This is a genomic window from Streptomyces sp. NPDC091371 (assembly GCF_040684275.1).
Taxonomy (GTDB): Bacteria; Actinomycetota; Actinomycetes; order Streptomycetales; family Streptomycetaceae; genus Streptomyces.
Genome location: NZ_JBFBFP010000005.1, coordinates 21,017 through 43,479, shown reverse-complemented (window position 1 = coordinate 43,479; position 22,463 = coordinate 21,017). Strand labels below are relative to the sequence as shown.

22 protein-coding genes and 1 other RNA gene are annotated in these 22,463 nt (G+C 73.7%); 10 read left to right on the top strand and 13 right to left on the bottom strand.

Translation table 11 applies throughout. The features are described from left to right. Positions 1 to 107: 107 nt before the first annotated feature. Positions 108 to 1,550: an RNB domain-containing ribonuclease gene (locus AB0O21_RS08495; RefSeq protein WP_365167869.1), complete on the top strand. Its 1,443-nt coding sequence runs from the start codon at positions 108 to 110 to the stop codon at positions 1,548 to 1,550. On the opposite strand, the gene AB0O21_RS08490 is transcribed toward AB0O21_RS08495, so the two are convergent. Further along, positions 1,540 to 2,391 (bottom strand): hypothetical protein, encoded by an 852-nt coding sequence (locus AB0O21_RS08490; RefSeq protein ID WP_365167867.1) that lies wholly within the window; start codon positions 2,389 to 2,391, stop codon positions 1,540 to 1,542. The two genes, AB0O21_RS08495 and AB0O21_RS08490, sit on opposite strands and share 11 nt — an antisense overlap. Beyond that, positions 2,388 to 3,128 carry a MerR family transcriptional regulator gene (locus AB0O21_RS08485; RefSeq protein WP_365167865.1) on the bottom strand — a complete coding sequence of 247 codons (741 nt, stop codon included), beginning with the start codon at positions 3,126 to 3,128 and terminating at the stop codon, positions 2,388 to 2,390. Before AB0O21_RS08485 ends, AB0O21_RS08490 begins: the two co-directional genes overlap by 4 nt. A gap of 77 nt (positions 3,129 to 3,205) precedes the next feature. On the opposite strand from AB0O21_RS08485, the gene rnpB reads away from it, so the two are divergent. The 3 genes from rnpB (at position 3,206) to AB0O21_RS08470 (ending at position 4,405) form a co-directional block, all read left to right on the top strand. Further along, positions 3,206 to 3,607, top strand: an RNA gene (rnpB, locus tag AB0O21_RS08480) — RNase P RNA component class A. A gap of 70 nt (positions 3,608 to 3,677) precedes the next feature. Continuing rightward, positions 3,678 to 4,025: a hypothetical protein gene (locus tag AB0O21_RS08475; protein WP_365167863.1), complete on the top strand. Its 348-nt coding sequence runs from the start codon at positions 3,678 to 3,680 to the stop codon at positions 4,023 to 4,025. Beyond that, a complete protein-coding gene (locus AB0O21_RS08470; RefSeq protein ID WP_365167861.1) occupies positions 4,025 to 4,405 on the top strand; it encodes a hypothetical protein in 381 nt (126 codons plus the stop codon). The genes AB0O21_RS08475 and AB0O21_RS08470 overlap by 1 nt, the downstream gene beginning before the upstream one ends. 55 nt (positions 4,406 to 4,460) lie before the next feature. On the opposite strand, the gene AB0O21_RS08465 is transcribed toward AB0O21_RS08470, so the two are convergent. The 3 genes from AB0O21_RS08465 to AB0O21_RS08455 are packed head-to-tail and all read right to left on the bottom strand — an operon-like array spanning position 4,461 to position 7,416. Beyond that, positions 4,461 to 5,819 carry a bifunctional RNase H/acid phosphatase gene (locus tag AB0O21_RS08465; RefSeq protein WP_365167859.1) on the bottom strand — a complete coding sequence of 453 codons (1,359 nt, stop codon included), beginning with the start codon at positions 5,817 to 5,819 and terminating at the stop codon, positions 4,461 to 4,463. Then, complete coding sequence (locus AB0O21_RS08460) at positions 5,819 to 6,562, bottom strand: C4-type zinc ribbon domain-containing protein (protein ID WP_365168297.1); 744 nt, start codon at positions 6,560 to 6,562, stop codon at positions 5,819 to 5,821. The genes AB0O21_RS08465 and AB0O21_RS08460 overlap by 1 nt, the downstream gene beginning before the upstream one ends. After that, the gene (locus tag AB0O21_RS08455) at positions 6,559 to 7,416 is read right to left on the bottom strand and encodes a Nif3-like dinuclear metal center hexameric protein (protein WP_365167857.1); all 858 of its coding nucleotides are present in this window, start codon (positions 7,414 to 7,416) and stop codon (positions 6,559 to 6,561) included. The genes AB0O21_RS08460 and AB0O21_RS08455 overlap by 4 nt, the downstream gene beginning before the upstream one ends. A gap of 281 nt (positions 7,417 to 7,697) precedes the next feature. Here AB0O21_RS08455 and AB0O21_RS08450 point away from each other — a divergent pair, with 281 nt between their 5' ends. Continuing rightward, a complete protein-coding gene (locus AB0O21_RS08450; RefSeq protein ID WP_365167854.1) occupies positions 7,698 to 8,780 on the top strand; it encodes a hypothetical protein in 1,083 nt (360 codons plus the stop codon). Positions 8,781 to 8,822: 42 nt separating this feature from the next. Here AB0O21_RS08450 and AB0O21_RS08445 read toward each other — a convergent pair whose 3' ends face one another. Next, complete coding sequence (locus tag AB0O21_RS08445) at positions 8,823 to 9,773, bottom strand: poly-gamma-glutamate hydrolase family protein (RefSeq protein ID WP_365167851.1); 951 nt, start codon at positions 9,771 to 9,773, stop codon at positions 8,823 to 8,825. 101 nt (positions 9,774 to 9,874) lie between these two features. Between AB0O21_RS08445 and AB0O21_RS08440 the strand changes: the two genes are divergently transcribed. Further along, positions 9,875 to 10,516 (top strand): HAD-IA family hydrolase, encoded by a 642-nt coding sequence (locus AB0O21_RS08440; RefSeq protein WP_365167848.1) that lies wholly within the window; start codon positions 9,875 to 9,877, stop codon positions 10,514 to 10,516. Between the two features lie 78 nt (positions 10,517 to 10,594). Here the strand turns inward: AB0O21_RS08440 and AB0O21_RS08435 are convergent, their stop codons facing one another. The 3 genes from AB0O21_RS08435 to AB0O21_RS08425 are packed head-to-tail and all read right to left on the bottom strand — an operon-like array spanning position 10,595 to position 13,555. Beyond that, a complete protein-coding gene (locus tag AB0O21_RS08435; protein ID WP_365167845.1) occupies positions 10,595 to 11,536 on the bottom strand; it encodes a 3-oxoacyl-ACP reductase in 942 nt (313 codons plus the stop codon). Positions 11,537 to 11,579: 43 nt separating this feature from the next. After that, positions 11,580 to 12,656, bottom strand: coding sequence for a Zn-dependent alcohol dehydrogenase (locus tag AB0O21_RS08430; RefSeq protein WP_365167843.1), 1,077 nt, complete (start codon positions 12,654 to 12,656; stop codon positions 11,580 to 11,582). Positions 12,657 to 12,682: 26 nt separating this feature from the next. Beyond that, positions 12,683 to 13,555, bottom strand: coding sequence for a MaoC/PaaZ C-terminal domain-containing protein (locus tag AB0O21_RS08425; RefSeq protein ID WP_365167841.1), 873 nt, complete (start codon positions 13,553 to 13,555; stop codon positions 12,683 to 12,685). A 199-nt stretch (positions 13,556 to 13,754) separates the two neighbouring features. Here AB0O21_RS08425 and AB0O21_RS08420 point away from each other — a divergent pair, with 199 nt between their 5' ends. The 4 genes from AB0O21_RS08420 (at position 13,755) to AB0O21_RS08405 (ending at position 15,612) form a co-directional block, all read left to right on the top strand. After that, positions 13,755 to 14,108 carry a DNA-binding response regulator gene (locus AB0O21_RS08420; RefSeq protein ID WP_365168294.1) on the top strand — a complete coding sequence of 118 codons (354 nt, stop codon included), beginning with the start codon at positions 13,755 to 13,757 and terminating at the stop codon, positions 14,106 to 14,108. 174 nt (positions 14,109 to 14,282) lie between these two features. Then, positions 14,283 to 14,858, top strand: a complete 576-nt coding sequence (locus tag AB0O21_RS08415) for a sigma-70 family RNA polymerase sigma factor (RefSeq protein ID WP_365167839.1) — start codon at positions 14,283 to 14,285, stop codon at positions 14,856 to 14,858. Beyond that, a complete protein-coding gene (locus tag AB0O21_RS08410) occupies positions 14,830 to 15,117 on the top strand; it encodes a hypothetical protein (RefSeq protein ID WP_365167837.1) in 288 nt (95 codons plus the stop codon). The genes AB0O21_RS08415 and AB0O21_RS08410 overlap by 29 nt, the downstream gene beginning before the upstream one ends. Positions 15,118 to 15,126: 9 nt before the next feature. Then, positions 15,127 to 15,612, top strand: coding sequence for a hypothetical protein (locus AB0O21_RS08405; RefSeq protein WP_365167834.1), 486 nt, complete (start codon positions 15,127 to 15,129; stop codon positions 15,610 to 15,612). 234 nt (positions 15,613 to 15,846) lie between these two features. Here AB0O21_RS08405 and AB0O21_RS08400 read toward each other — a convergent pair whose 3' ends face one another. The 4 genes from AB0O21_RS08400 to AB0O21_RS08385 all read right to left on the bottom strand — a co-directional run bounded on the left by AB0O21_RS08400 (position 15,847) and on the right by AB0O21_RS08385 (position 22,410). After that, entirely contained in the window at positions 15,847 to 17,034 is a 1,188-nt protein-coding gene (locus AB0O21_RS08400) for a lipid-transfer protein (protein ID WP_365167831.1), read from the bottom strand. 14 nt (positions 17,035 to 17,048) lie between these two features. Next, complete coding sequence (locus tag AB0O21_RS08395) at positions 17,049 to 19,184, bottom strand: acyl-CoA dehydrogenase family protein (RefSeq protein WP_365167829.1); 2,136 nt, start codon at positions 19,182 to 19,184, stop codon at positions 17,049 to 17,051. A 77-nt stretch (positions 19,185 to 19,261) separates the two neighbouring features. Then, on the bottom strand, positions 19,262 to 20,848 hold the full coding sequence (locus AB0O21_RS08390; protein WP_365167826.1) for a serine/threonine-protein kinase: 1,587 nt from the start codon (positions 20,846 to 20,848) through the stop codon (positions 19,262 to 19,264). Continuing rightward, positions 20,845 to 22,410, bottom strand: coding sequence for a serine/threonine-protein kinase (locus AB0O21_RS08385; protein ID WP_365167824.1), 1,566 nt, complete (start codon positions 22,408 to 22,410; stop codon positions 20,845 to 20,847). The genes AB0O21_RS08390 and AB0O21_RS08385 overlap by 4 nt, the downstream gene beginning before the upstream one ends. Positions 22,411 to 22,463 lie beyond the last annotated feature (53 nt).

Genomic DNA, 22,463 nt, shown 5'->3' with positions numbered 1-22,463 from the left:
GGATGCGGCCCCCGAATCAGGGTAGACGGCCCGCCGGCCCCCGTGCCCCGCCTCCGACAAAGCACCCGAACCGCGCAAACCGCCCGGCCAGGGCCTAGGCTCGACCCATGCCACGCCGTCAGATGCACATGACCGGCGCAGACGGGGCTGCCCTGCGGGCCGCGCTGCGTGAACTGCGGACGAAGCTGGAGGTGCCCGGGGAGTTCCCGGCGGCGGTCCTCGCCGAGGCCGAGCACGCGGCGGCGCACCCGCGCCTGCCGGAGCTGGACAGCACCGACATCCCCTTCTTCACCATCGACCCCCCGACCTCGGTCGACCTCGACCAGGCCATGCACCTGGCGAAACGATCCTCCGGCGGCTACCGCGTCCACTACGCCATCGCCGACGTCGCCGCGTTCGTCACCCCGGGCGGCGCCCTCGACGCCGAGGCCCACCGCCGCGTCACCACCCTGTACTTCCCCGACGGGAAGGTCCCGCTGCACCCGGCCGTGCTCTCGGAGGCCGCAGCCAGCCTGCTCCCCGACCAGACCTGCCCGGCCCTGCTCTGGCGGCTCGACCTGGACGCCGACGGCCGGGTCGAGACCACCGACGTGCGCCGCGCCCTGGTCCGCAGCCGGGCCAAACTCGACTACGACGGCGTCCAGAAGGCCATCGACTCCGGCACCGCCGAGGAGCCGCTCGCCCTCCTCAAGGACATCGGCCGGCTCCGCGAGGCCCTGGAACGCGAACGCGGCGGCATCTCGCTGAACGTGCCCGAGCAGGAGATCGTCGCGCAGGACGGCTCGTACGCCCTCGCCTACCGCGCCCCGCTGCCCGCCGACGGCTGGAACGCCCAGATCTCCCTCATGACCGGCATGGCCGCGGCCGACCTGATGCTGGCCGTCGGCACCGGCATCCTGCGCACCCTGCCGAACGCCCCCGACGGCGCCGTCGGCAAGCTGCGGCGGACGGCGAAGGCCCTGCGGATCGACTGGCCGCACCACGTCCCGTACGCGGAACTCGTCCGCTCCCTCGATCCGCACCGCCCCGCCCACGCCGCGTTCCTCCAGGAGTGCACCGCCCTGCTGCGCGGCGCGGGCTACACGGTCTTCACCGGAGGCGAGACCCCCGACCCGGCGATCCACTCCGCGGTGGCGGCCCCGTACGCGCACTGCACCGCGCCGCTGCGCCGGCTCGCCGACCGGTACGCCGGCGAGCTGTGCCTGGCCGCGGTGGCCGGGGCCGAGCCCCCGCGCTGGGCGGTGGACGCGCTCGCGGAGCTCCCCGAGCGGATGGCGGACGGCACCCGGCTCGCGAACACGGCGGAGCGGGAGTCGGTGGACCTCGTCGAGGCCGCCGTACTGAAGGACCGCGTCGGGGAGACCTTCGAGGCCACGGTGATCGACGTCAAGGACCGGGAGCCGCTGGTCGGCACGGTCCACCTGGCCGAGCCGGCGGTGGTGGGCCGCGTCGAGTCCGCGCGGGAGGAACTCCCGCTGGGCGAACGCGTCCGGGTCCGCCTCACGCAGGCGGACCCGGGGACGGCGAAGATCCTCTTCGCTACGGCCTGAGCGCTCCTGCGAGCGCTCCTACGAGGGCTCGCGGGTCGTCGGCGTGGAAGCGGACGACCCGCGCCTCCCCCCGGGCCCCCAGCGGGCGGGTGAAGGGGAGCGGCCGGGCCAGCTCCAGGGTCACCGTGGTCTGGCTGCCGACGATCAGGTCGAGCACCCCGTCCTCGGAGAGGGTGACCAGCCGGCCCTCGGGGTAGCGGCGGTCCACCCGGACCGAGGCCACCGCGTCCGGCGGCACGACGAGGTCGAACAGGGCCCCGTAGCGGATCCGCAGGGACCCGTCGGCGCGGACCACGTGCGGCCGGGTGACGCAGGCGGCGTGCAGGGCGAGCACGATCAGGATCCCGTAGACGTCGAGGACGAGCACCACGCGGTGCACCGCGGGCCAGGGGATGAGGAAGGCGAGCGCGACGGTCTCGACCACCGACACGAAGAGCATTCCGTACATCATGGCGGTCTGCGGGCCCGTGTAGGGGGCGGCGAGGTCCCCGGCCCGCACCCCCTGCTTGCGCCGCAGGGCCCACCAGCCGAGCGAGGCCGTGGCCCGCAGCTCGTGCGCCAGCAGCCGCCGCACCTGTACGGGCACCACGGCCCGCACCGCGGCCCGCCAGGCCTCCCCGCGCCGCGCACCGCGGCCGCGCTCGGCCGCGTACAGCCGGCCCAGCACCCGGGCCTCCAGCAGCACCGCCCCGAGCACCAGCCCCTCGGCGAGGGCGAGCGCCCACCCCGGCAGCCGGACCCCGGCGACCAGGCACACCACGAGCGCCACCTCGGCCGGCACGACGGCGGCGACGGCGACCCGCGCCGCCCGTATCCCGCTCATCGCACTCATCCCGCTCATCCCCTCCCCGTCCCCTTCTCCATGAACGCCTCCATCACCCGCAGGACGACCTCCGCCTGCGCCGGGGCGTACTCGGCGAGCAGCGCGTCCTTGAACCCGGCCACGACCACCCCGTCGGCGGGGACCGCGGCGAACGCCTCCTCGGGCACGGCCGCCACGAACTCCGCCGCCAGCCCCGGGATCCGCGGATCGTCGGCAGGCGCCTCGGCCAGCTCGTCCAGCCGCTCGTACAGCGCGAGCACGGCGGGATCGGCGGCCAGCGGTCCGAGCACGGCGTACAGCTCCTCGCCGCCGGCGCCCGAGGCGTCCAGCAGCTCCAGGTGCTCGCGGTCCATCGCGGCGGAGCGCGAGTCGGTCCGCGGCGCCTTCGCCAGCAGTGCGGCGAGCGCGGGCGACAGCGGCTCGGCGTCCCCGGGCCCGGCGGCCAGCAGCACGGCGAGCCGCCGCCGTCGCCCGGCGATGTCGGCTTCCTGCCGGGCCAGGTCGGCGTCCAGTTCCGCCAGCACCTCGGCCAGTTCGCGCCCGGCGTCGTCCGCGAGCACGTCCCGCACCTCGTCGAGGCTCAGCCCGAGCTCGGTGAGCCGGCGTACGCGGGCCAGCAGGACGGCGTCGCGGACGCTGTAGGCCCGGTAGCCGTTGGGGCGCCGCTCCGGTTCCGGGAGCAGCCCGACATGGTGGTAGTGCCGGATCGCCCGGGTGGTGAGCCCGACGAGCGCGGCGATCTCTCCGATCCGCATGCCCCCCAGTAGAAACCCTGCCGCTGCGTCAAGGTCAAGCCGCCGTGGACAGCCGGTAGCATGGTCGGCACGACAGACGAGTCGGCCGGGCGGCCGCGTCGGGATCCTCGGATCCCGCCGAGGAACGTCCGGGCTCCACAGGGCAGGGTGGTGGGTAACGCCCACCCGGGGTGACCCGCGGGACAGTGCCACAGAAAACAGACCGCCGGGGGCTTCGGCCCTCGGTAAGGGTGAAACGGTGGTGTAAGAGACCACCAGCGCCTGGGGTGACCCAGGCGGCTAGGTAAACCCCACCCGGAGCAAGGTCAAGAGGATCCGTCCCCGGACGGATCTGCGCGAACGTTCGAGGGCTGCCCGCCCGAGTTCGCGGGTAGACCGCACGAGGCCGGCGGCAACGCCGGTCCTAGATGGATGGCCGTCTCCCCGGCGACCGCGAGGTCACCGGGTGACAGAACCCGGCGTACAGGCCGGCTCGTCTGCCGTTCCCACTCCGCTCGGGGTGCCGCGAACGCCCCTCGCGGCGGCGCTTCATGAGGCAATCTCGCACTCATGACCGATCACCCCGCTGCCGCGGCCGCCGCCGCGCTCATACGCGACCTCGCCGAAGCGACCTCCGACGCGCGCGACGCGTACGCGAGCCACGCCGACATCGCTTCCGTGACCGGGAGCCTGCTCGCGCTCTCCCAGCACCTCGAAGACGTACTGGACCACCTGGCCCGGCACATCGACCGGCACGACGACGACTGGACCACGACGGACGGAGAACGCCGGCTCCCCCGCCAGGTCGCGCGGGACGCGAGCAACCAGATCCGGTCCGCGCAGGCCGACGCCCACAACATGGCCCGCGCGCTGGCCCGGTCCGCGGAAGCCCTCGGCCACCTCAAGCCCGCGACCTGATGCCCCCCTTCATCGTCGAATTCGGCCCGGGGGAGTCCCTTCCGAACGGCTTCTTCATCCGCACGACCGAGCCGGAAACGGTGCGGGTCACCCCGACCATGCTCCGGCGCCTGCCCTACGACCGCCTGCTGAAGCTCGCCGCGGAGGTCCGGGTGAAGCAGCTCGGCGAGGCCGCCGCGCCCGACGCCTCCGAGAGGCGCTACGGCGGCGACGACGCCCACGCCCGGGCCGTCGCCGAGGTGTACCGGTGGGCCGTGGATCACGGCATCCCGCCGCGCAAGGCCATCGCGGCCCGGTGGGCCAAGTCGGAGGCGACGGCGGGCCGGTGGATCACTCAGGCGCGGAAGCTCGGACTGCTGGCTCCCTACGGGGAGAAGTAGGAGGACCCCCACTCCCGCGTGGGGGTGGGGGTCCTTCCCGCTGTCCGCTGTCCCGCTACCGCAGGTGCGACGTGTCGTTCAGCAGCCGCACCGAGGCATTGCCGTCGGCGTAGTAGGCCACCGCCGAGAGGGAGGCCGCGGAGAGTTCCATGCGGAACAAGGCCTCGGGCGGGGCGCCCAGGGCCAGGCGGACCAGGATCTTGACCGGGGTCACGTGTGTGACCAGCAGGACCGTGCGGCCGGCGTGGGCCGCCAGCAGGCGGTCGCGGGTCGCGGAGATCCGGCGGGTGGCCGCCGCGAAGCTCTCGCCGCCGCCCGTGGGGGCGGCCTTCGGGGAGTCCAGCCAGGCCTGGAGGTCGTCCGGGAAGCGCTCCTGCACCTCGGCGAAGGTCAGGCCCTCCCAGGCGCCGAAGTCCACCTCGCGCAGGCCGTCTTCGACGGTGACGCCGAGGCCGAGGCGGTCGGCGACCGCCTGCGCGGTTTCGCGGCAGCGGCGCAGCGGGGAGCTGATGACCGTCTGGACGGTGCCGCGTGCGGCGAGGGCCTCGGCGACGGCCGCCGCCTGGCTGCGTCCCGCCGGGGACAGCTCGGGGTCGGAACCCCCGCTGCCGGAGAACCGCTTCTGCGGGGTGAGTGCGGTCTCGCCGTGCCGCAGCAGCACGAAGGTCGCGGGCGCCCCCATGTCGGGACCCCACCCCGTCCCGGTGGCACCTGCCGTACCGGTCCCGCTCACGCCGGCCGGGGCCGTACGGACTCCGCCGGTGCGGGCCGCGTCGGCGCCCGCCGGTTCGGCGGAGGCGCCCCGCTCGGGCGCGGCCGCCGCGGCGCGGGTGCGCGTACCGCTGCCAGGGGCGAGGCCGCCGGCCAGGGCCGCGCGGACCGCCGCCGCGCCCGCGGCCGCGTCGCCGGGCGGGCCGGACGGGGGCGGGGTCGACAGGGAGCGGGCCGCCGCATGGTCCAGCGAGGCCGTGGAGGCCGACGGCTCCCACTGCTTGCCGCGCTTGCCCGCGTCCATCGCCTCGTTGGCCAGCCGGTCCGCGTGCTTGTTCTCCTCGCGCGGGATCCACTCGTACGTCACCTGGGAGGCGGGCAGGATCCGCGCCGCCTCCGCCGCGAGGGGCTTCATGTCCGGGTGCTTGATCTTCCAGCGGCCCGACATCTGCTCGACGACGAGCTTGGAGTCCATCCGGACCCGGACCGCCGCGTCCGGGGCCAGCTCGCGGGCGGCCTTCAGGCCCGCGATCAGCCCCTTGTACTCCGCCACGTTGTTCGTCGCGACGCCGATGAACTCGGCGCGCTCGGCCAGCGTCTCCCCCGTCGCCGGGTCGAGGACGACCGCGCCGTAGCCGGCGGGACCCGGGTTGCCCCGGGAACCGCCGTCCGCCTCCACGACGAACCTGGCGAGCTTCCGCATCAGATGCCCGAGTCCGCCGTACGGACCAGGATGCGGCCGCAGTTCTCGTGACGGACGACCTGGTCGCGGGCCGCGGCCTTGATCTCGTTGACCTCGGCCATGTCGAGCTCCAGCCGGCAGCCCTCGCAGCGGCGCTGGTACAGGCGCGCGGCGCCGACCCCGCCCTGCTTGACGCGGATCTTCTCGTACAGGGCCATCAGGTCGGCCGGCATGGAGCCGACGATGACCTCGCGGTCCTTGGTGACCTTGGCGGCCTCGGCGTCGAGCTCACCGGTGGCGGCGTCACGGCGCGCGGTGGCGTCCGTCAGCTTGGCCTCCAGCGCGGCGACCCGCTCCGTCAGCTCGGTGACGCGCTCCTGCGCGGCCTCCAGGCGCTCCATGACCTCCAGGACGACGTCCTCCAGGTCGGCCTGCCGCTTGGCGAGGGAGACGACCTCGCTCTGCAGGTTCGCCAGGTCCCGGGCCGAGACGCCCACGCCGGAGTCCAGTCGCGCCTGGTCGCGGGCGGCGCGCTGGCGCACCTGGTCCACGTCCTGCTCCGCCTTGGTCTGCTCGCGGGCCGCGTCGCTGGCCTGCGTCTGCGCGGCGACGAGCAGGTCGCGCTGCTGGCTGAGGTCCTTGGTCAGCGAGTCGACCTCGGCGTGCTCGGGCAGCGACTTGCGCTTGTGGGCGAGCTGAGACAGCCGGACGTCCAGGGCCTGGACGTCGAGAAGTCGGATCTGGTCGGCGGGCTCGGCGTTCAGTTGGGGGCTCCAGAGATAGAAGGTGAGGTGACGGACGGCGCGTGCGCCGTCCAGGGGTCGGTGACCGTGCGCGAGACGTGGGTGCGCAGGCCCCAGCCGTGGCGCTCGGAGATCGCGTCGAGTTGTGCGGCGGCCTGCTCGCACCAGGGCCACTCGGTGGCCCAGTGGGCGGCGTCGACGAGCGCGAGCGGGCTCTGCTCACGGGCCTCGGACACCGGGTGGTGGCGCAGGTCGGCGGTGAGGTACGCGTCCACGCCGGCGGCTCGGACCTGCGCGAAGAGGCTGTCGCCGGAGCCGCCGCTGACGGCGACGGTGCGGACGAGCATGTCCGGGTCGCCGGCGAAGCGGATGCCCTGCGCGGTCTGCGGCAGCCAGGCGGCGGCGCGGGCGGCGAACTCGCGCAGGGTCTCGGGGTGGTCCAGTTCGCAGATCCGGCCGAGGCCCCGGCGGCCGGCGGGGTCGCTCGGGTCGGGCACGAGCGGGCCGGTGATCCGCAGGTCCAGGGCGCCGGCGAGGGCGTCGGAGACTCCGGGGTCGGCGGTGTCGGCGTTGGTGTGGGCCACGTGCAGCGCGATGTCGTTCTTGATCAGCGTGTGCACGACGCGGCCCTTGAAGGTGCCGGCTTCGACGGTGGTGGTGCCGCGCAGGTAGAGGGGGTGGTGGGTGACGACCAGGTCGGCGCCCAGCTTGACCGCCTCGTCGACGATCTCCTGTACGGGGTCCACGGCGAACAGCACCCGGGAGACCTCGGCATCGGGGTCGCCGCATACGGTGCCGACGGCATCCCACTGCTCGGCCCGCGAGGGGGGCCAGAGAGCGTCCAGCGCGGCGATGACTTCAGAGAGACGGGGCACGGGCCAAGGCTACCGTCCGGGGCGGCCGTCCCCGCCAGGCGAGGCTCTGCCGAGAGCGCCCCGGGCTGCGCCCGGGTTGCGCCCGGGCTCCCGGGGCTCCGCCCCGGACCCCGCGCCTCAAACACCGGCGCGGCTGGGATTGCCCCGATATCGCACAGCACAATCGCCTCCTCCACCACAGGCGAATCGCCACCCGGACACCCGTATGTGTGAAGCGGAGTTGGTGGTGTTGTTCGGCAGGAAGTGCGAAAACTAGCTTCCTCTCGGAGGTGACGGCCCGGATGACTGTCTGTGCCATCGATGTGACGACCACGGCCACCACGGCTCCGTTCGCGATCGCCGCGGACGGTTCGTACGCCGCCCGGCTCGCCGGGGAGGGCGACGCGCGGTACGCGGAGCGCTGGACCCTGGCCGGGGAGGGCGAGGCGTACGCGGTGCCGCTGCCGCTCTCGCAGCCCGAGGAACCCGACAGCGAGGTGCTCGCGCTGGCCGACGGGCGGGTGCTGATCCACCGTCGGGTCGCGGAGCGGCACGCCTTCGCGCTGCTGTACCCGACGGGGGCCGCGGCCGGGCCCCGGACCGGGGAGCTCCAGCTCGGCTCGGTGGCGGCGGAGGAAGGGCTGCGGGTCCGGCTGCTCCCGCCCTGCCCGGACGGGCTCGGCGCCTTCGCCCTGGCCGTGGGCGACACCGGGACGGCCGTGTGGCAGGTGGCGGGCGGCGCCTTCGCCGAGGTGGCCCGCGTCCCGGGCCGGTGTTCGGGCGGGGTGTGGCTGGACCGGGCGGGCCGGATGCTCGCCCTGGACCGGGAGCTGGAGGGCGCCGTCAAGGCCGTCGCGGTGGATCTGGGGCGGGGCGGCGAGGTGTCCCCGCTGCTCCAGATCACCGAGGCCAGCGAGGACCGGCTGCTGCTCGCCGACCCGGACAGCGGACTGCTGCTGATCCGCTCCGACGCCCCCGGCGAACCGCGCCTCGGGTGGGGGGTGCTGGGCAGCACCCGCCCGGTGCGCTTCCCGGAGTGCCTGCGGCTGGAGGAGGAGGCGACCCCGTTCGCGGTGCAGCCGGGACAGGCCCTGATGCCGGAGACCTGCGGGGTCGCGCTGCGGGTGGGCGAGGCCGGCCTGGCCCTGTGGCGCCCCGCCGACCGGCACGTCTTCCGCCTCGGCGCCCCGGCGGGCTGGCTCGGGGGCACGGGCCTGTGGACGCCGGAGGGCCGCCTGCACCTCCCGTACGCGACCCCGCAGGCACCCTGCGGGGTCCTCGGGATGAACCTCCCGGCCGCCCCTCCCCCGCCGGTCCGACTGGACCCGCCGCCGGCCGCACCCGCCGCGACCCGCCCGGTCCCCCTCCAGCAGGCCCCGCTGTAGGGGGTCTCCGCGGGACGGTCGGCCCCGCGGAGTCGGCGCTGCCTACGCCTGGGAGGCGGGGGCGTCGGCGTACCCCTTCTCGTGCCGGTCTATGGCGTGGCGGACGGCGTTGACGAAACCGTTCCAGAAGAAGGCCGGGGCGCCCGCGGCGCCGTAGGTGGTCCGACGGTCGGCCGCGGTGTCCCAGTTCCCGAACATCGCCTTGCGCAGTTCGGTGGAGATCTCCAGCTGAGCGCCGGCTCCGGTGCGCGTCCGGTTGACGATGTTCGCAGGGTCGTCACCGTTCAGCGGGCTGTTGGCCCCCGCGAGGATCACCTCCACCCGCTTCGCGGGATCGCTGTTGTCGCGGGTGAATCCCTGGTCCGCGAAGGCCCTCGCCAGGGTCCGCATGAGCCGCTGGTCCCGGCCGCCTATGAGGATCTGCCGGTGCAGGAAGTCCGGCGGGGTGGGGCTGATCGCGGGGACGTCCGGTGCGAAGCCGTGCAGGGAGACGGCGTACAGGTTGTTGCCGCAGACGGCCAGGGCAGCCGGGTCGTCACAGAGAGCCGAGGTGACGTGGAGCTTCGAGATGTTCTTCAGCGCCTCGAACATCCAGTAGTCACGCTGCAGCTGCCCCTCCTCCGCCGCCGGGAGCTGCGTGGTACTGGCTGCCGCCGGCTTGTAACCCGCGATGGCGAGACACAGCTCGCTGGTCCCCTGCTCGATGGCGCCGCCGTGCGGGGCGATGATCGCCGTGCTGCGCACGGGCTGGCTCGTGCCGCTCGCGTTGTCGAGGAGTTCGGTCCCGGCGGGCCCGCAGCGGAAGCGGCGCATCCAGTCAACGCCCTCCTGGAACTGGGGGTCGGAGTACAGCACCGCATTCGTCACTACGGGTTCGCTCGTCTCCGCCGCGGCGGCGGTGCCGCCGTTCCCGGCGAGGTCGTTGAGCAGGGGCAGGGTGGCTGCCGCGGCAGCCACGGAGGTCAGGACGGCGCGCCGGCTGGTGATCTTCATGCGGGGATCATGTCCGAGGGTCCGGCCCTGCCGCCAGCAGAAATCGCCGCCCTCCCGGGAGGGGACCGCGTGCGCGCCGCCCGCCGTGATAGTCAGACCGGGTGACGACTACCCGGGAATCCGCCGCGCCCAGGCCCTTCGACGCGGTGCTCTGCGACTTCGACAACGTGATCCGCTTCTACGACACGAGCGGCCTGGCGGAGCTGGAACGGGCCGCAGCGCTACCGCTGGGCACCACGGCGGCCGTGGCCTTCAGCCCCGAGCTGGACGGCCCGCTGCTGCTCGGCCGCATCACCGTCGCGCAATGGGTGGAGTCCGTCGTCGCCGCGCTCGCGGACGGCAGCGGCGTACCCGGCGACACGGCGCGGGAGCTGGCCACGGCCTTCGCGGACGCGCCGTTCGCCGCCGACGAGGCGGTGGTCTCCGTACTGCGCGCGGTGCGGGCGGCGGGGCTCGTACTGGTCCTGGTGACGAACGCGACCCACCGGCTGGAGGACGACCTGGCCGCGATGGGGCTGTCGGACCTCGCGGACCACGTCGTCAGCAGCGCCCGGGTGGGCGTCGCCAAACCGGACCGCGGGATCTACGAGATCGCGGCCCGCAGGGCGGGCGCCGCTCCGGAGCGGTGCCTGTTCGTCGACGACCGCCGGGAGAACGTCGAGGCCGCCGTGGCGCTCGGGATGACCGGCGTGCACTACCGCGAGCCGGCCGACCTGCGGGGCGCGCTCGGCTTCCCGGACTGACCGCAGCCGCAGCCGTACGACGGGAGGCGGCGGGCCGCAAGGACCGCCGCCTCCGTCAGTACGTCGTACAGCCGGGGCCTAACCGTGCTTGAGGCCCAGGACCTCGGCCGCCGCGAAGGTCTCGTTCGCCGGGCGCGCCTCGTAGTGCGGGGTGAGGAGCTCGTCCAGTTCCTCGAAGGAGAAGGCCTCCTTCGAGGTGTCGAACTTGGCGGCCACCTTGGGGCGTTCCATCACGACCACGATCCCGCCGTGCACGACGAACAGCTGCCCGTTGGCCTTCGCCGAGGCCGGCGAGGCCAGGTAGCCGACCAGCGGGGAGACGTGTTCGGGGGCGAGGGCGTCGAGCTTGCCCTCCTCCGGGACCTGGAAGCCGGCGAACACGTCCTCGGTCATCCGGGTACGGGCCCGCGGGCAGATGGCGTTGGCCGTCACCCCGTACTTCGCGAGGGCCAGGGCGGTCGACGTGGTCAGGCCCACGATGCCGCCCTTGGCCGCCGCGTAGTTCGGCTGGCCGGCCGAGCCGCCGAGGAAGGCCTCGGAGGAGGTGTTGACGATCCGGCCGTAGACCGGGCCGCCCGCCGCCTTCGATCGCTCGCGCCAGTGCACGGACGCGAAGTGGGTGGTGTTGAAGTGGCCCTTGAGGTGGACCCGGATCACCGAGTCCCACTCCTCCTCCGACATCGAGAAGACCATCCGGTCGCGCAGGATGCCCGCGTTGTTGACCAGGATGTCGAGCTTGCCGAAGCTGCTCACCGCCAGCTCGACCAGCTCGCGCGCCTGCTCGAAGTCGGCCACGTCGCCCAGGTGCGCCACCGCCTGGCCGCCCGCCGCGCGGATCTCCTCGGCCACCTCCTCCGCCGGGGCGGCCGAGGCCTCCCCCGAGCCGTCGCGACCCGGCTGCCCGAAGTCGTTGACGACCACGCTCGCGCCGAGCCGCGCGAGCTCGATCGCCTCGGCCCGGCCGAGCCCGCGGCCCGCGCCCGTGACGATGGCGGAGAGTCCCTCAAGTGGCAGTGACATCCGTACGGTTCCTCTCAGAGCTGATCGGCTGGTCGGCTGGGCGTCAGATTTCGATGCAGGTGCGCAGGGCCACGCCCGTACGCATCTGGTCCAGGGCGTCGTTGATCTCCGCGAGCTGCACCCGGTGGGTGATCAGGCTCGCCAGGTCCACCCGGCCGGCCCGCCACAGGCCGATGGTGCGGTCGTAGGAGCGGAGCACGTCGCCGCCGCCGTACATGGACGGCAGGATCTTCTTCTCGTCGAAGAAGAGCGAGAACATGTCGACCTGGTAGTTGTCGTCGAGGGCGCCCGCGCCGACGATGACGACGCTGCCGCCGCGCCGGGTCATCTTGTAGGCGGTCTGCGCGGTGGCGGACTTGCCGACGACCTCGAAAACGTAGTCGAAGCCCTCGCCGCCGGTGATGCGGTTCTTGGCGTCGTCGAAGGCGTCGGGCGCGACCGCCTCCGTCGCCCCGAACTTCAGGGCCGCCTCGCGCCGGGACTCCACCGGGTCGACGGCGATGATCTGCGCCGCGCCCTGCACCTTGGCGCCCTGGATGACGGATATGCCGACGCCGCCGCAGCCGATGACGGCGACCGAGGCGCCGGCCTCCACCTTGGCGGTGTTGATGGCCGCGCCGAGGCCGGTGGTGACTCCGCAGCCGATGAGGGCGGCGATGTCGAAGGGCACGTCGTCGGGGATCGGGATGGCGCAGGCGGCCGGGACGACCATCTCCTCGGAGAAGGTGCCGGTGCCGGCGAAGCCGAAGATCTCGGTGGCCGCCCGCTTGAAGTTGGGGGTGGCGACGTTCCCGAAGGCCTCCAGGCACAGGTGGCCCTGGCCGCGCCGGCAGGCGGGGCAGTGGCCGCACGGCGGCAGCCAGCAGACGAGGACCCGGTCACCGATGCTGTGGCTGGTGACCCCGTCGCCGACGTCCACGATCACGCCGGAGCCCTCGTGGCCGGGGATGAAGGGGGCCGGCTGCGGCAGTACGCCGCTCATCGCGGAGAGGTCCGAGTGGCACAGGCCGGTGGCCTTGATGCGGATCCTGACCTTGCCGGGGCCGAAGCCCACGGCCTCCATGTCGTCGACTACTTCGAGCTTGTCCTGGCCGATCTCGCTCTGCAGTGCTGCGCGCACGGTGCGGCTCCTTCTACAGGTCTGGATTACGCGTGTTCGACGACGGTGTCGGCGAGGACCGGCGCGTCGTCCCGTTCGACGGCGGCCACCGACACCAGGACGCGGCCGGGCTCCTGCCACATCCGGATGCGGAGCGTCTCGCCGGGGAAGACGATCCCCGCGAAGCGCGTGCGGTAGGCGCGGACGCGGGACACGTCCCCGCCGAGCGCCGTGTCGACGACGGCCTTGAGGGTCATCCCGTACGAGCACAGGCCGTGCAGGATGGGCTTGTCGAAGCCGCCGAGCTTGGCGAACTCGGGGTCGGCGTGCAGGGGGTTCCAGTCGCCGGACAGCCGGTAGAGGAGGGCCTGGTCCTCGCGGATGTGCCGCTCCTCGACCCGGTCGGGCGCCCGCCCGGGCAGCTCCTCCTTGGCGGAGGGCCCGCGCTCGCCGCCGAACCCGCCCTCGCCCCGTACGAAGATCTGCGCGTCGCTGGTCCACAGCGGCCCGTCGGCGTCGGCGACTTCGGAGCGCAGCACGATCACGGCCGCCTTGCCCTTGTCGTAGACGGCCGCGACCTTGGAGCTCGAGGTGGCCTGCCCCTTGACGGGGATGGGCCGGTGCAGCTCGATGGAGTGGCCGCCGTGCAGGACCATGGCGAGGTTGACGTCGATGCCCGGTGCGGACAGGCCGCCGAGCATGGCCATCCCGGCGCCGGCGACCGTCGCGAAGCTCGGCAGCACGTGCAGCTTGGATTCGAGGGTGTAGCGCAGCTCGTCGGGGTCGGTCGCCAGGACCTGCCCGCCCCGCGAGGAACCGGCGCCGAGGCCGAGGTGGTAGAGCTGGATGTCCTTGTGGTCCCAGCCGATGTCCCCCTGGCGGGGGTCTGCGGCGAGGGCCTTGGCGGCATCGATCGGCATTCGGATGCTGCTCCCTGTCTGTGGAGTTGCTGCCGTGGAAGACCTCGGTGCGGCCGTCCGCACCGTCGGCCGCACCGAGGTCGCATGCGGACCGGTTTTAGAACGCGTTCTAGGACCGGTGAGGGAATGTATAACGCACGCCCCAACAGTTGGGAAGAGTCCTGACTCCACGTCAGCTACTCTTCCCGACGTGAGCGAAATGCCCGTGAACCACCGCCCCGTCCGGTCCCTGCGGGTCCTGCTGGATCCGCCCGATCCGGCCCTGGCGCTGCGGCTCGGCCTCCAGCCGGACATCGAGGTCGTCCGGGACCTGACCGCGCGGCCGGCGGTGGCGCTGGTGGAGGAGGTCGCCACCGCGGCGGCCCTCGTCGCGGAGGATCCGGAGTGCCGGGTCCTGGTCCTGACGGGCTCCGCCCATCCGGGCCTGCCCGAAGCCGTACTCGCCGCGGGCGCGGCGGGCCTGGTGCTGCGGGACGGGCCGATCGACGACCTGGCCGACTCCATCCGGCGGGCCTCGATGGGCGAGACGGTGATCGATCCCAGCCTGGGGTGAATCCTCGGATGAATCCTTTCCGGCTCCCCCCGCCTCTTATGCGTGTACCGACGACGATCGTCGGTACATGACATGACCTGGAGGTCGTCGTGATCGCTCTCATCGCCGGTGCCGTCGGAGTCGTACTGCTCTGCACCTGCACGTTCGTCGTCCTGCGCAAGCGGGGCCGGGCCCGTGGCTGACCCGACCTGGCCCGGCGCAACACTGATCGCCGCCGCGCAGCGCGGCGACGTCGGCTCGATCACCGCGCTCGTGTCCGGATCGCATCCGCACGTACGCCGGTTCGCCCACTCCCTGTGCGCCTCGCCCGAGGACGCCGAGGACGCGGCCCAGGAAGCGCTGATCATCCTGTACCGCAAGATCGGCATGCTGCGGGCCTCGGGCGCGCTGGCGTCGTGGATGTTCCGCATCGTCCGCAACGAGTGCCTGCGGCGCGCCCGGTCGGCGATACCGCGGAGCGCCGCGCCGCCGCCGGACGACGGCGCCGTGATGTCGGCCGAGGACGAGGTGGTGCTGCGCCTGGAGGCGGCCCGGGTGGCGGAGGCCATCGCCGCGCTCCCCGCCGACCAGCGGAACGTACTGATCATGCGGGACATCCAGGGCCTCAGCGGACGCCTGACCGCCGATGCGCTCGGCATCTCCGCCGCCGCGATGAAGTCCCGGCTGCACCGCGCCCGCACGGCCGTCCAGCTCTCCCTGCACTCTGCCTCAGGAGGCGACGATGAAGATGACGAAGCTGCGGACCACTGACGGGGGCCCCGACTTCGCGAGCAGCTCCCTGCCCCGGCACCTGGTGCGCGGCGCGGTCGGCTTCGGCGGGCTGATCGGCGCCTTCGCCCTCCTCCCGGTATGGGGGCCGGCCAGTCTGCTGCTCGCGCCCGTCGGCGTGCTGGCGCTGCGCGGGTGCCCGATGTGCTGGGCGATCGGGCTGGCGCAGACCCTTTCCCGGGGCCGGCTCCAGCGTGAATGCGTGGACGGCCGGTGCGAGTTGAGGACGGCCGGGCGATAGGTTGGCCCGATGGGCCTTTTCGACAAGTTGACCGGCACGCGGCGTCCCGAGAGCGGTGTCGCAGCGCTGCCCGCCCTGGAGGTCCGGGCCGCGCTGCTCGCGCTGGACGGCCCGGACGCGCCGTTCATACTCCGCAATGGCACCCCGAAGGAAGGCGCCAGCCTGGTCGCGGTGTGGCGCGTCCCCGAGGGCTCCTGGCACCTGCGGCGCGGCCAGACCCGGCTGCGCCTGGTCCCGGCGGCGCGTGAGGTCCGGGCCCTCGACGAGAAGTGGGAGGCCTTGGAGTCCGGGGAGCTGTCCTTCAACGGGACGGGCCTCAAGTACTCCCGCGGGCCGATGGTCTCGGTCTCCAAGCAGTGGACGGTCGAGCGCGGCCCGGACGGCCGGCGCCGCCTGAAGGAGGAGTCCGCGTTCAGCTCCACGGCGGTGAACGCGCCGTTGCGCGACGCGGTCCTGGCGGCGGGCTGGACCTGGCGCGGCGTGTTCCGCCTGTAGCCCGCGGCGCGGCGCCACCGCCGGGGGCTCCGCCCCCGAAAGACCCTGGGGCTCCGCCCCAGACCCCGCGCCTCAAACGCCGGCGGGGCTGAATTTTGGCTGCTGCCGCCTGCCAAGCGCGGCTCAAAGCCCGGAGGGGCTGAGACTTGCCGGCGACCTCAGCCACATCCAGCCCCGCCGGCGTTTGAGGCGCGGGGGTCCGGGGGCGGCGCCCCCGGCAACGGCGCGCGGCCGCTACTTGCGCAGCAGGGTCACCACCGCCGCCCCGCCCAGCCCGATGTTGTGGGCGAGGCCGACACGCGCCCCGGGGACCTGGCGCGCCCCGGCGGCCCCCCGCAGCTGCCACACCAGTTCCGCGGCCTGCGCCAGCCCAGTGGCTCCCAGCGGGTGTCCCTTGGAGATCAGCCCCCCGGAGGGGTTGACCACCCACCGGCCGCCATAGGTGGTGGCCCCGCTCTCCACCAACTTCCCGGCGGCGCCCTCCTCGCACATGCCGAGCGCCTCGTACGTGAGCAGTTCGTTGATGGAGAAGCAGTCGTGCAGCTCGATCACGTCCACGTCCTCGATGCCCAGGCCCGAGGCCGAGAAGACCTGCCGCCCCGCCGCCGCCGACATCGGCTTGCCGACCACGTCGATGCAGGAGCCCGAGGAGAAGGACTCGTCCGTGTCCGTCGTCATCGCCTGGGCGACGATCTCGACCGCCTTGTCGTGCAGCCCGTGCTGCACCACGAACCGCTCCGACACCACCAGCGCGGCCGCCGCCCCGTCCGAGGTCGGTGAGCACTGGAGCTTCGTCAGCGGCGAGTGGATCTCCTTCGCCGCGAGGATCTCCTCCACCGAGTAGACGTCCTGGAACTGCGCGTTCGGGTTGTTCGCCGAGTGCCGGTGGTTCTTGGCGCCGACCGCCGCCAGCTGCGCGGCCGTGGTTCCGTACCGCTCCATGTGCTCGCGCGCCGCATTGCCGAAGATCTGCGCGGTCGGCGGGGACATCTCGAAGCCGTGCCCGGCGGCCATGATCCCGTAGTGCCGGGCGACCGGCGAGGTCTTGAAGTCGCCCCCGTCGGCGCCCCCGCCGAGCGCGCCGCGCTTCATCTTCTCGAAGCCGAGCGCGAGCACGCAGTCGTTGATGCCGCCCTCGACGAACTGCCGCGCCATCATCAGCGCCGTCGAGCCGGTCGCGCAGTTGTTGTTCACGTTGTAGACCGGGACCCCGCTCAGCCCGAGCTCGTACGCCGCCCGCTGGCCGGCGGTGGAGGCCTGGAAGCAGTACCCGACCGGCACCTGCTCGACCAGGCCGTAGTCCACGCCCGCGTCCGCGAGCGCCGCGCTGCCGGCCTCCTTGGCCATGTCCCAGTACTGCCAGTCCCGCGACTCCGGCTTCTCGAACTTCGTCATGCCGACGCCCACGATGTACGACTTCATGTCTGTACTGCCCTTCAGTCCCTGGGAAGGCCGAGAATCCGCTCGGCGACGACATTGAGCTGGACCTGCGTGGTGCCCCCGGCGATGGTCAGGCAGCGGGACATGAGCATCCCGTGCACCGCCCCCTCCCCCGCCCCTTCCCGTACGGCGCCCGCCGGGCCCAGCAGTTCGAGCGTGAGCTCGGCGGTCCGCTGCTGGTGCGGGGTCTGGACGAGTTTGCGTACCGATGCACCCGCGCCCGGCTCCAGCCCCGACACCTGCTGGAGCGTGGTGCGCAGCCCGATGCAGGCCAGCGCGTGCGCCTCGGCGGCCAGCGCGCCGATGCGGGCGCGGTAGGCCCCGTCGAGGTCGGCGGAGCGGGCGATGAGGGCTTCGAGGCCGGTGTCGAAGCTCATCAGGTCGGCCATGTGGACGCGCTCGTTGCCGAGGGTGTTGCGGGCGACTTTCCAGCCGCCGTCGGCCGCCCCGACCAGCGCGTCCGCCGGGAGGAGCACGTCGTCGAAGTAGACCTCGTTGAAGAGGGCTTCGCCGTTGATCTCCTTGAGCGGCCGGATGTCGATGCCGGGGGTGTTCTTCATGTCGACGACGAAGTAGCCGAGCCCCTTGTGCTTGGGCGCGTCCGGGTCGGTGCGGGCCAGCAGGATGCCGAAGTCGGCGCTGTGCGCGGAACTCGTCCACACCTTCTGCCCGTTGACCTTCCAGCCGCCGTCTGCCGTGCGCTCCGCCTTGGTGCGCAGCGAGGCGAGGTCGGAGCCCGCGCCGGGCTCGGAGAACAGCTGGCACCAGGTCAGCTCCCCGCGCAGGGTGGGCAGTGCGTAGGCCTCCCGCTGCGCGTCGGTGCCGTAGGCGAGCAGCGAGGGCACGACCCAGGTGGCGATCCCGAGGTCGGCGACCTTGACCCCGGCGGCCCGCAGTTCCTGCTGGACGACGAGCTGCTCGACGGGTCCGGCGCCGAGTCCGTAGGGCGGCGGGAGGTAGGGGGCCGCGTAGCCGGTCGGGGCCAGGATCCGCCGGGCGGCGGCCGGGTCGAGGCCGCGCGCGTCCTCGATGGCGGTACGGGCCCGCGCCCGGTGCTCCTCCGCCTCCTCGGGCAGTTCGAGGCGCAGCTCGCGCCGCGCGCCGCCGGCCGCGAGGCGCACGGCCCGGATGCGGTGCCCGTCGCCGGGGCCGAGCAGCTGCCGGGCGACGACGGCCCGCCGCAGGTAGACGTGGGCGTCGTGCTCCCAGGTGAAGCCGATGCCGCCGAGGATCTGGATGCAGTCCTTGGCGCAGGAGTAGGCGGCGTCGAGCGCGCTGCCCGCGGCGAGCGCGGCGACGAGCGAGCGCACCTGCGCATCCGGCTCGTCCATGGCGTTCGCGGCGTCCCAGGCCAGGGCCCGGGCCTGTTCCAGCCGGACCAGCATGTCGGCGCACAGGTGCTTGACGCCCTGGAACTGCCCGATGGGCCGCCCGAACTGCTCGCGCACCTTCGCGTACTCGGCGGCCGTGTGCAGGGCCCAGGCGGCGGTGCCGCAGGCGTCGGCGGCGAAGAGGGTGCAGGCCAGGTCCCGTACGAGGGCCGCGTCCAGTTCCAGCACCCGGTCGGGCCCGGCGGTGACCCCGCGCGCGTGCACCTCGGCGGTGGGGCGGGTCGGGTCGGCGCTCTCGTGCGTACGGATGTCCAGCGCGGCGGCGTCCACGGCGAACCAGCGGGTGCCGTGCGCGGCTTCGGCGGCGAGCAGCACGAGGTCCGCCTCGCCGGCGCCGAGCACGGGCGGCGCGAGCCCGTCGAGCAGGTACCCGCCGCCCTCGACGGCGACGGCGGTCAGGGTCCCGGGCCCCAGCGCGACCGCCCCGACCCGCCCGGCGAGGGGCTCGGCCCCGGCCCGGTCCAGCAGTACGGAGGCCAGCGCGCTCGGCAGGTACGCCCCGGGCAGCACCCCCCGGGCGGCCTCCTCCACGACGACGGCGAGGTCGAGGAGGGCGCCGCCCTCCAGGTGCGGTTCCAGCAGGCCCTGCGCGGTCATCGCGTCCCAGTAGGCGGGCCGCGCGCCGGTCCGGGTCGGGGTGTCGAGCAGCTTGCGCACCTCTTCGGGAGGCACGGCCCGCGCCACCCAGCCGCGTACGGCCTCGGCCAACTCCCGCTGTTCCGCTGTGATTCCGATGCCCATGCGCGGCAGAGTAGAACACGTTCCATTCTGACGGAAGGTCAGATTGGAACGTGTTCTGTCCGCCGGGGATCAGGAGGTCAGCGGGGCATGGCCGCCAGCGCGGCGCGGGCGATCTCCTTGGCGTCGTTCTGGCAGCGCTCCGGCGGGTGCTCGTCGCCCCAGAGGACGACCGCCACGACGAGGTTGCCGTCGCGGACGTACAGCTGGCAGTTCTCCCGGTACCAGTGCTTGCCCCAGTACACGGCGTCGCCGACGCCGAGGCCGGTCTCGGGGGTCTCTCCGTCGTCGGTGCCGCTGTAGTCCTCGCGCTGCTTCTCCGTGGCGTTCCCGGCCTTGCCGTTGCTGCGCTTCAGGTCCCAGCTCACGATCGCGTGCGGGTCCTGCGGTTCGACCATGGAGCCGTACAGCTCGTACGGCGCGCCGCGCCACTCGCACCGCGTCTCCGCCTTCTCGGTCTGCTCGTTGTAGAAGTCCTTGTCCTTCTTCCGGTCGGCGGCCGGCAGCGGCAGTTTCGCCGCCACCTCCGCGCAGATCGGCATCTTCGCGTACTTGTCGGGCACACCGGAGCCGCCCAGCGGGGACGAGCCCGACCGCGTCAGCCAGTACGCGCCGCCGCCGATCGCCGCCACCGCGAGGACCCCGGCGGCGGCCAGCACGGCGGTCCTGCGAGGGCGGCCGCCCGGCTTCTGCGGGACGGCGAGCCGGGTGAGCACGGCGGTCGGCGGGGCGTGCGGTGGTTGCCGCTGCTGGACGACCGTGCGCTCCGGGTCCTGGAGCAGCCGGTCGATGTCCGCCTGCTGGGCGGCGATCATCCGCTGCACGGCGGGCGGCCAGCCCCCGCCCGCCCCGGCGGCGACCGGGCCCAGGAGCTGGAGCACCTGCTCCGGGGTCGGCCGGGATCCCGGGTCCTTGGCCAGGCACCCCTCGATGATCCGGCGCAGCGGCCCGGGCGGAACGCCCGCCAGGTCGGGCTCGGCGTGCACCAGGTTGAACAGCGTCTGGAGGGTGGAGGTCCCCGCGAAGGGGCTGCGGCCGGCGACGGCCAGGGCGAGCACCGAGCCGAGGGAGAACACGTCGCCGGCCGGGGTCAGCTCCTTGCCCTCGGCCTGCTCGGGCGACATGAACGCGGGCGAGCCGACCACCAGCCCGCTCTGCGTCAGCTCGGTGGCGTCCCCGCCCTCGGCCGCCCGCGCGATCCCGAAGTCGATGACGCGGACCCCGTCCCCGGACAGCAGTACGTTGTCCGGCTTGAGGTCGCGGTGGACCAGCCCGACCCGGTGGATCTCCGTCAGGGCCGTGGCCAGCCCCGCCGCGAGGCGCCGTACGGTCTCCTCGGGCAGCGGGCCCGCGCCCTCCACGGCCGCACCCAGCGAGGGTCCGGACACGAACACCGAGGCCAGCCAGGGCGTGTCCGCGTCCGCGTCGGCGTCCATGACGGCGGCGCTGTAGGCGCCGGACACCGTGCGGGAGGCGGCGACCTCGCGGCGGAACCGGGCGCGGAACGCGTCGTCGGCGGCGTAGCGGGCGTGCACCTGCTTCACGGCGACCAGCCGCCCGTCGGGCCCTGCCCCCAGCAGCACCCGGCCCATACCGCCCCGGCCCAGCTCGGCATACAGCCGGTAGGGCCCGATGGCGACCGGGTCGGACTCCCGCAGCGCCCTCATCGCTTCGCCACCGGGCTCGCGGCCGACGGGCCGATCTCCCGCAGGACCGCCTCGCAGGCGGCGCCCGGCGGATGGTTGGGGCCCTTCAGCGAGAAGAAGAACTCCAGGTTCACGTCACGCGCGTACAGGACGCAGCCCTCTTCCGGCGTGCGGTCCCGGTTCCGCATCCACATGCCCTCCTCCATGAACCCGAGGGCGGAGTCGCGGATGGTGCGCCCGCGGATGTACATGCCCTCGTAGCTTCTCTTCGCCTGCTGCGCCCCCGTACTGCCGCCCGGCTTGGTGGCGAAGAAGTCCCAGGCGACGTAGATCTCGTCGCCGTACCGGCTGCGCCAGACGCAGAAGATCGACGGGTGCTCCCCCTCCGCGTCCGGCGACTTCCAGATGCCGCTCGTGCCGGGCGAGGGCTCGTAGCCGGCCGGCACCGCCACCTTGCCCTCGACGTCCGCGCAGGTGCTCGGGAGCGGGCCGGCGTACTTGTCGGCGACCTGGGTGAGCGGGACCGTGCCAGGCGTCGGGACGTCCTCGGGTACGGCGGAGTAGTAGACCTCCTCGACGACCGGACGCCCGAAGGTCAGCCCGGCCGCGACCAGGACGGCCACGATCCCGGCCGCCACCAGGAGCCGGGTCCGCCGACGGGACCGCCGGCCCGGTTTGACGACCCGGCCCTCGGCGCCGGGCGGCTCAGGCGTGGCGACCAGTCCGGCGAGGCGGGCCCGCTGGGCGACGATCAGCGCGTTCACCGGCTCCGGCCAGGGCCTGGCCGAGGGCTCGACCGCGCCGACCATGGTCAGCAGCTCCTGCGGCGACGGCCGCGCGGCCGGGTCCTTGGCCAGGCACGGCGCGATGATCCCGCGCAGGGCCGGCGGTACGGCGGACAGGTCGGGCTCGGCGTAGACGACCTCGTGCAGCAGGCGGGGCACGGAGGCCGCGGCGAAGGGAGCGCTGCCCGTGCAGGCCATGACCAGCGTGGCGCCGAGGGAGAACACATCTGCGGCCGGGGTCAGTTCCTGCCCGAGCACCTGCTCGGGTGACATGAAGGCGGGCGAGCCGATCAGGGCCCCGGTGTGCGTGATCTTCGTCTGGTCCCCGACCGCGCGCACGATGCCGAAGTCGATGACCCGTACGCCGTCCTCGGCGAGCAGCACGTTGGACGGCTTGAGGTCCCGGTGGATCAGCCCGGCCCGGTGCACATCGGCCAGCGCCTGCGCGAGCCCGGCGGCGAGCCGGCGTACCGCGTCCTCCGGCAGCGCCCCGGCTTGCTGGAGCGAGGGCCCGGGCACGAACTCCGAAGCCAGCCAAGGCGTCTCGGCCTCCGGGTCGGCGTCGATGACAGCCGCCGTGTAGGCGCCCGACACCTTCCGCGAGGCCTCCACCTCACGCCGGAACCGCGCCCGGAACCCGTCGTCCTCGGCGAGCTCGGCGTGCACCTCCTTGACGGCGACGAGCCGCCCGTCGGCCGCCACCCCGAGCAGCACCCGCCCCATCCCGCCCTGCCCGAGCACGGCCACGATGCGGAACGGCCCCACACGGGCGGGCGCGGACAGCTCCACGTTCTCCATGCCGCTTCCCCTCCCCCGATACGGCTGCGGATCATACAGACCGTCAACAACCG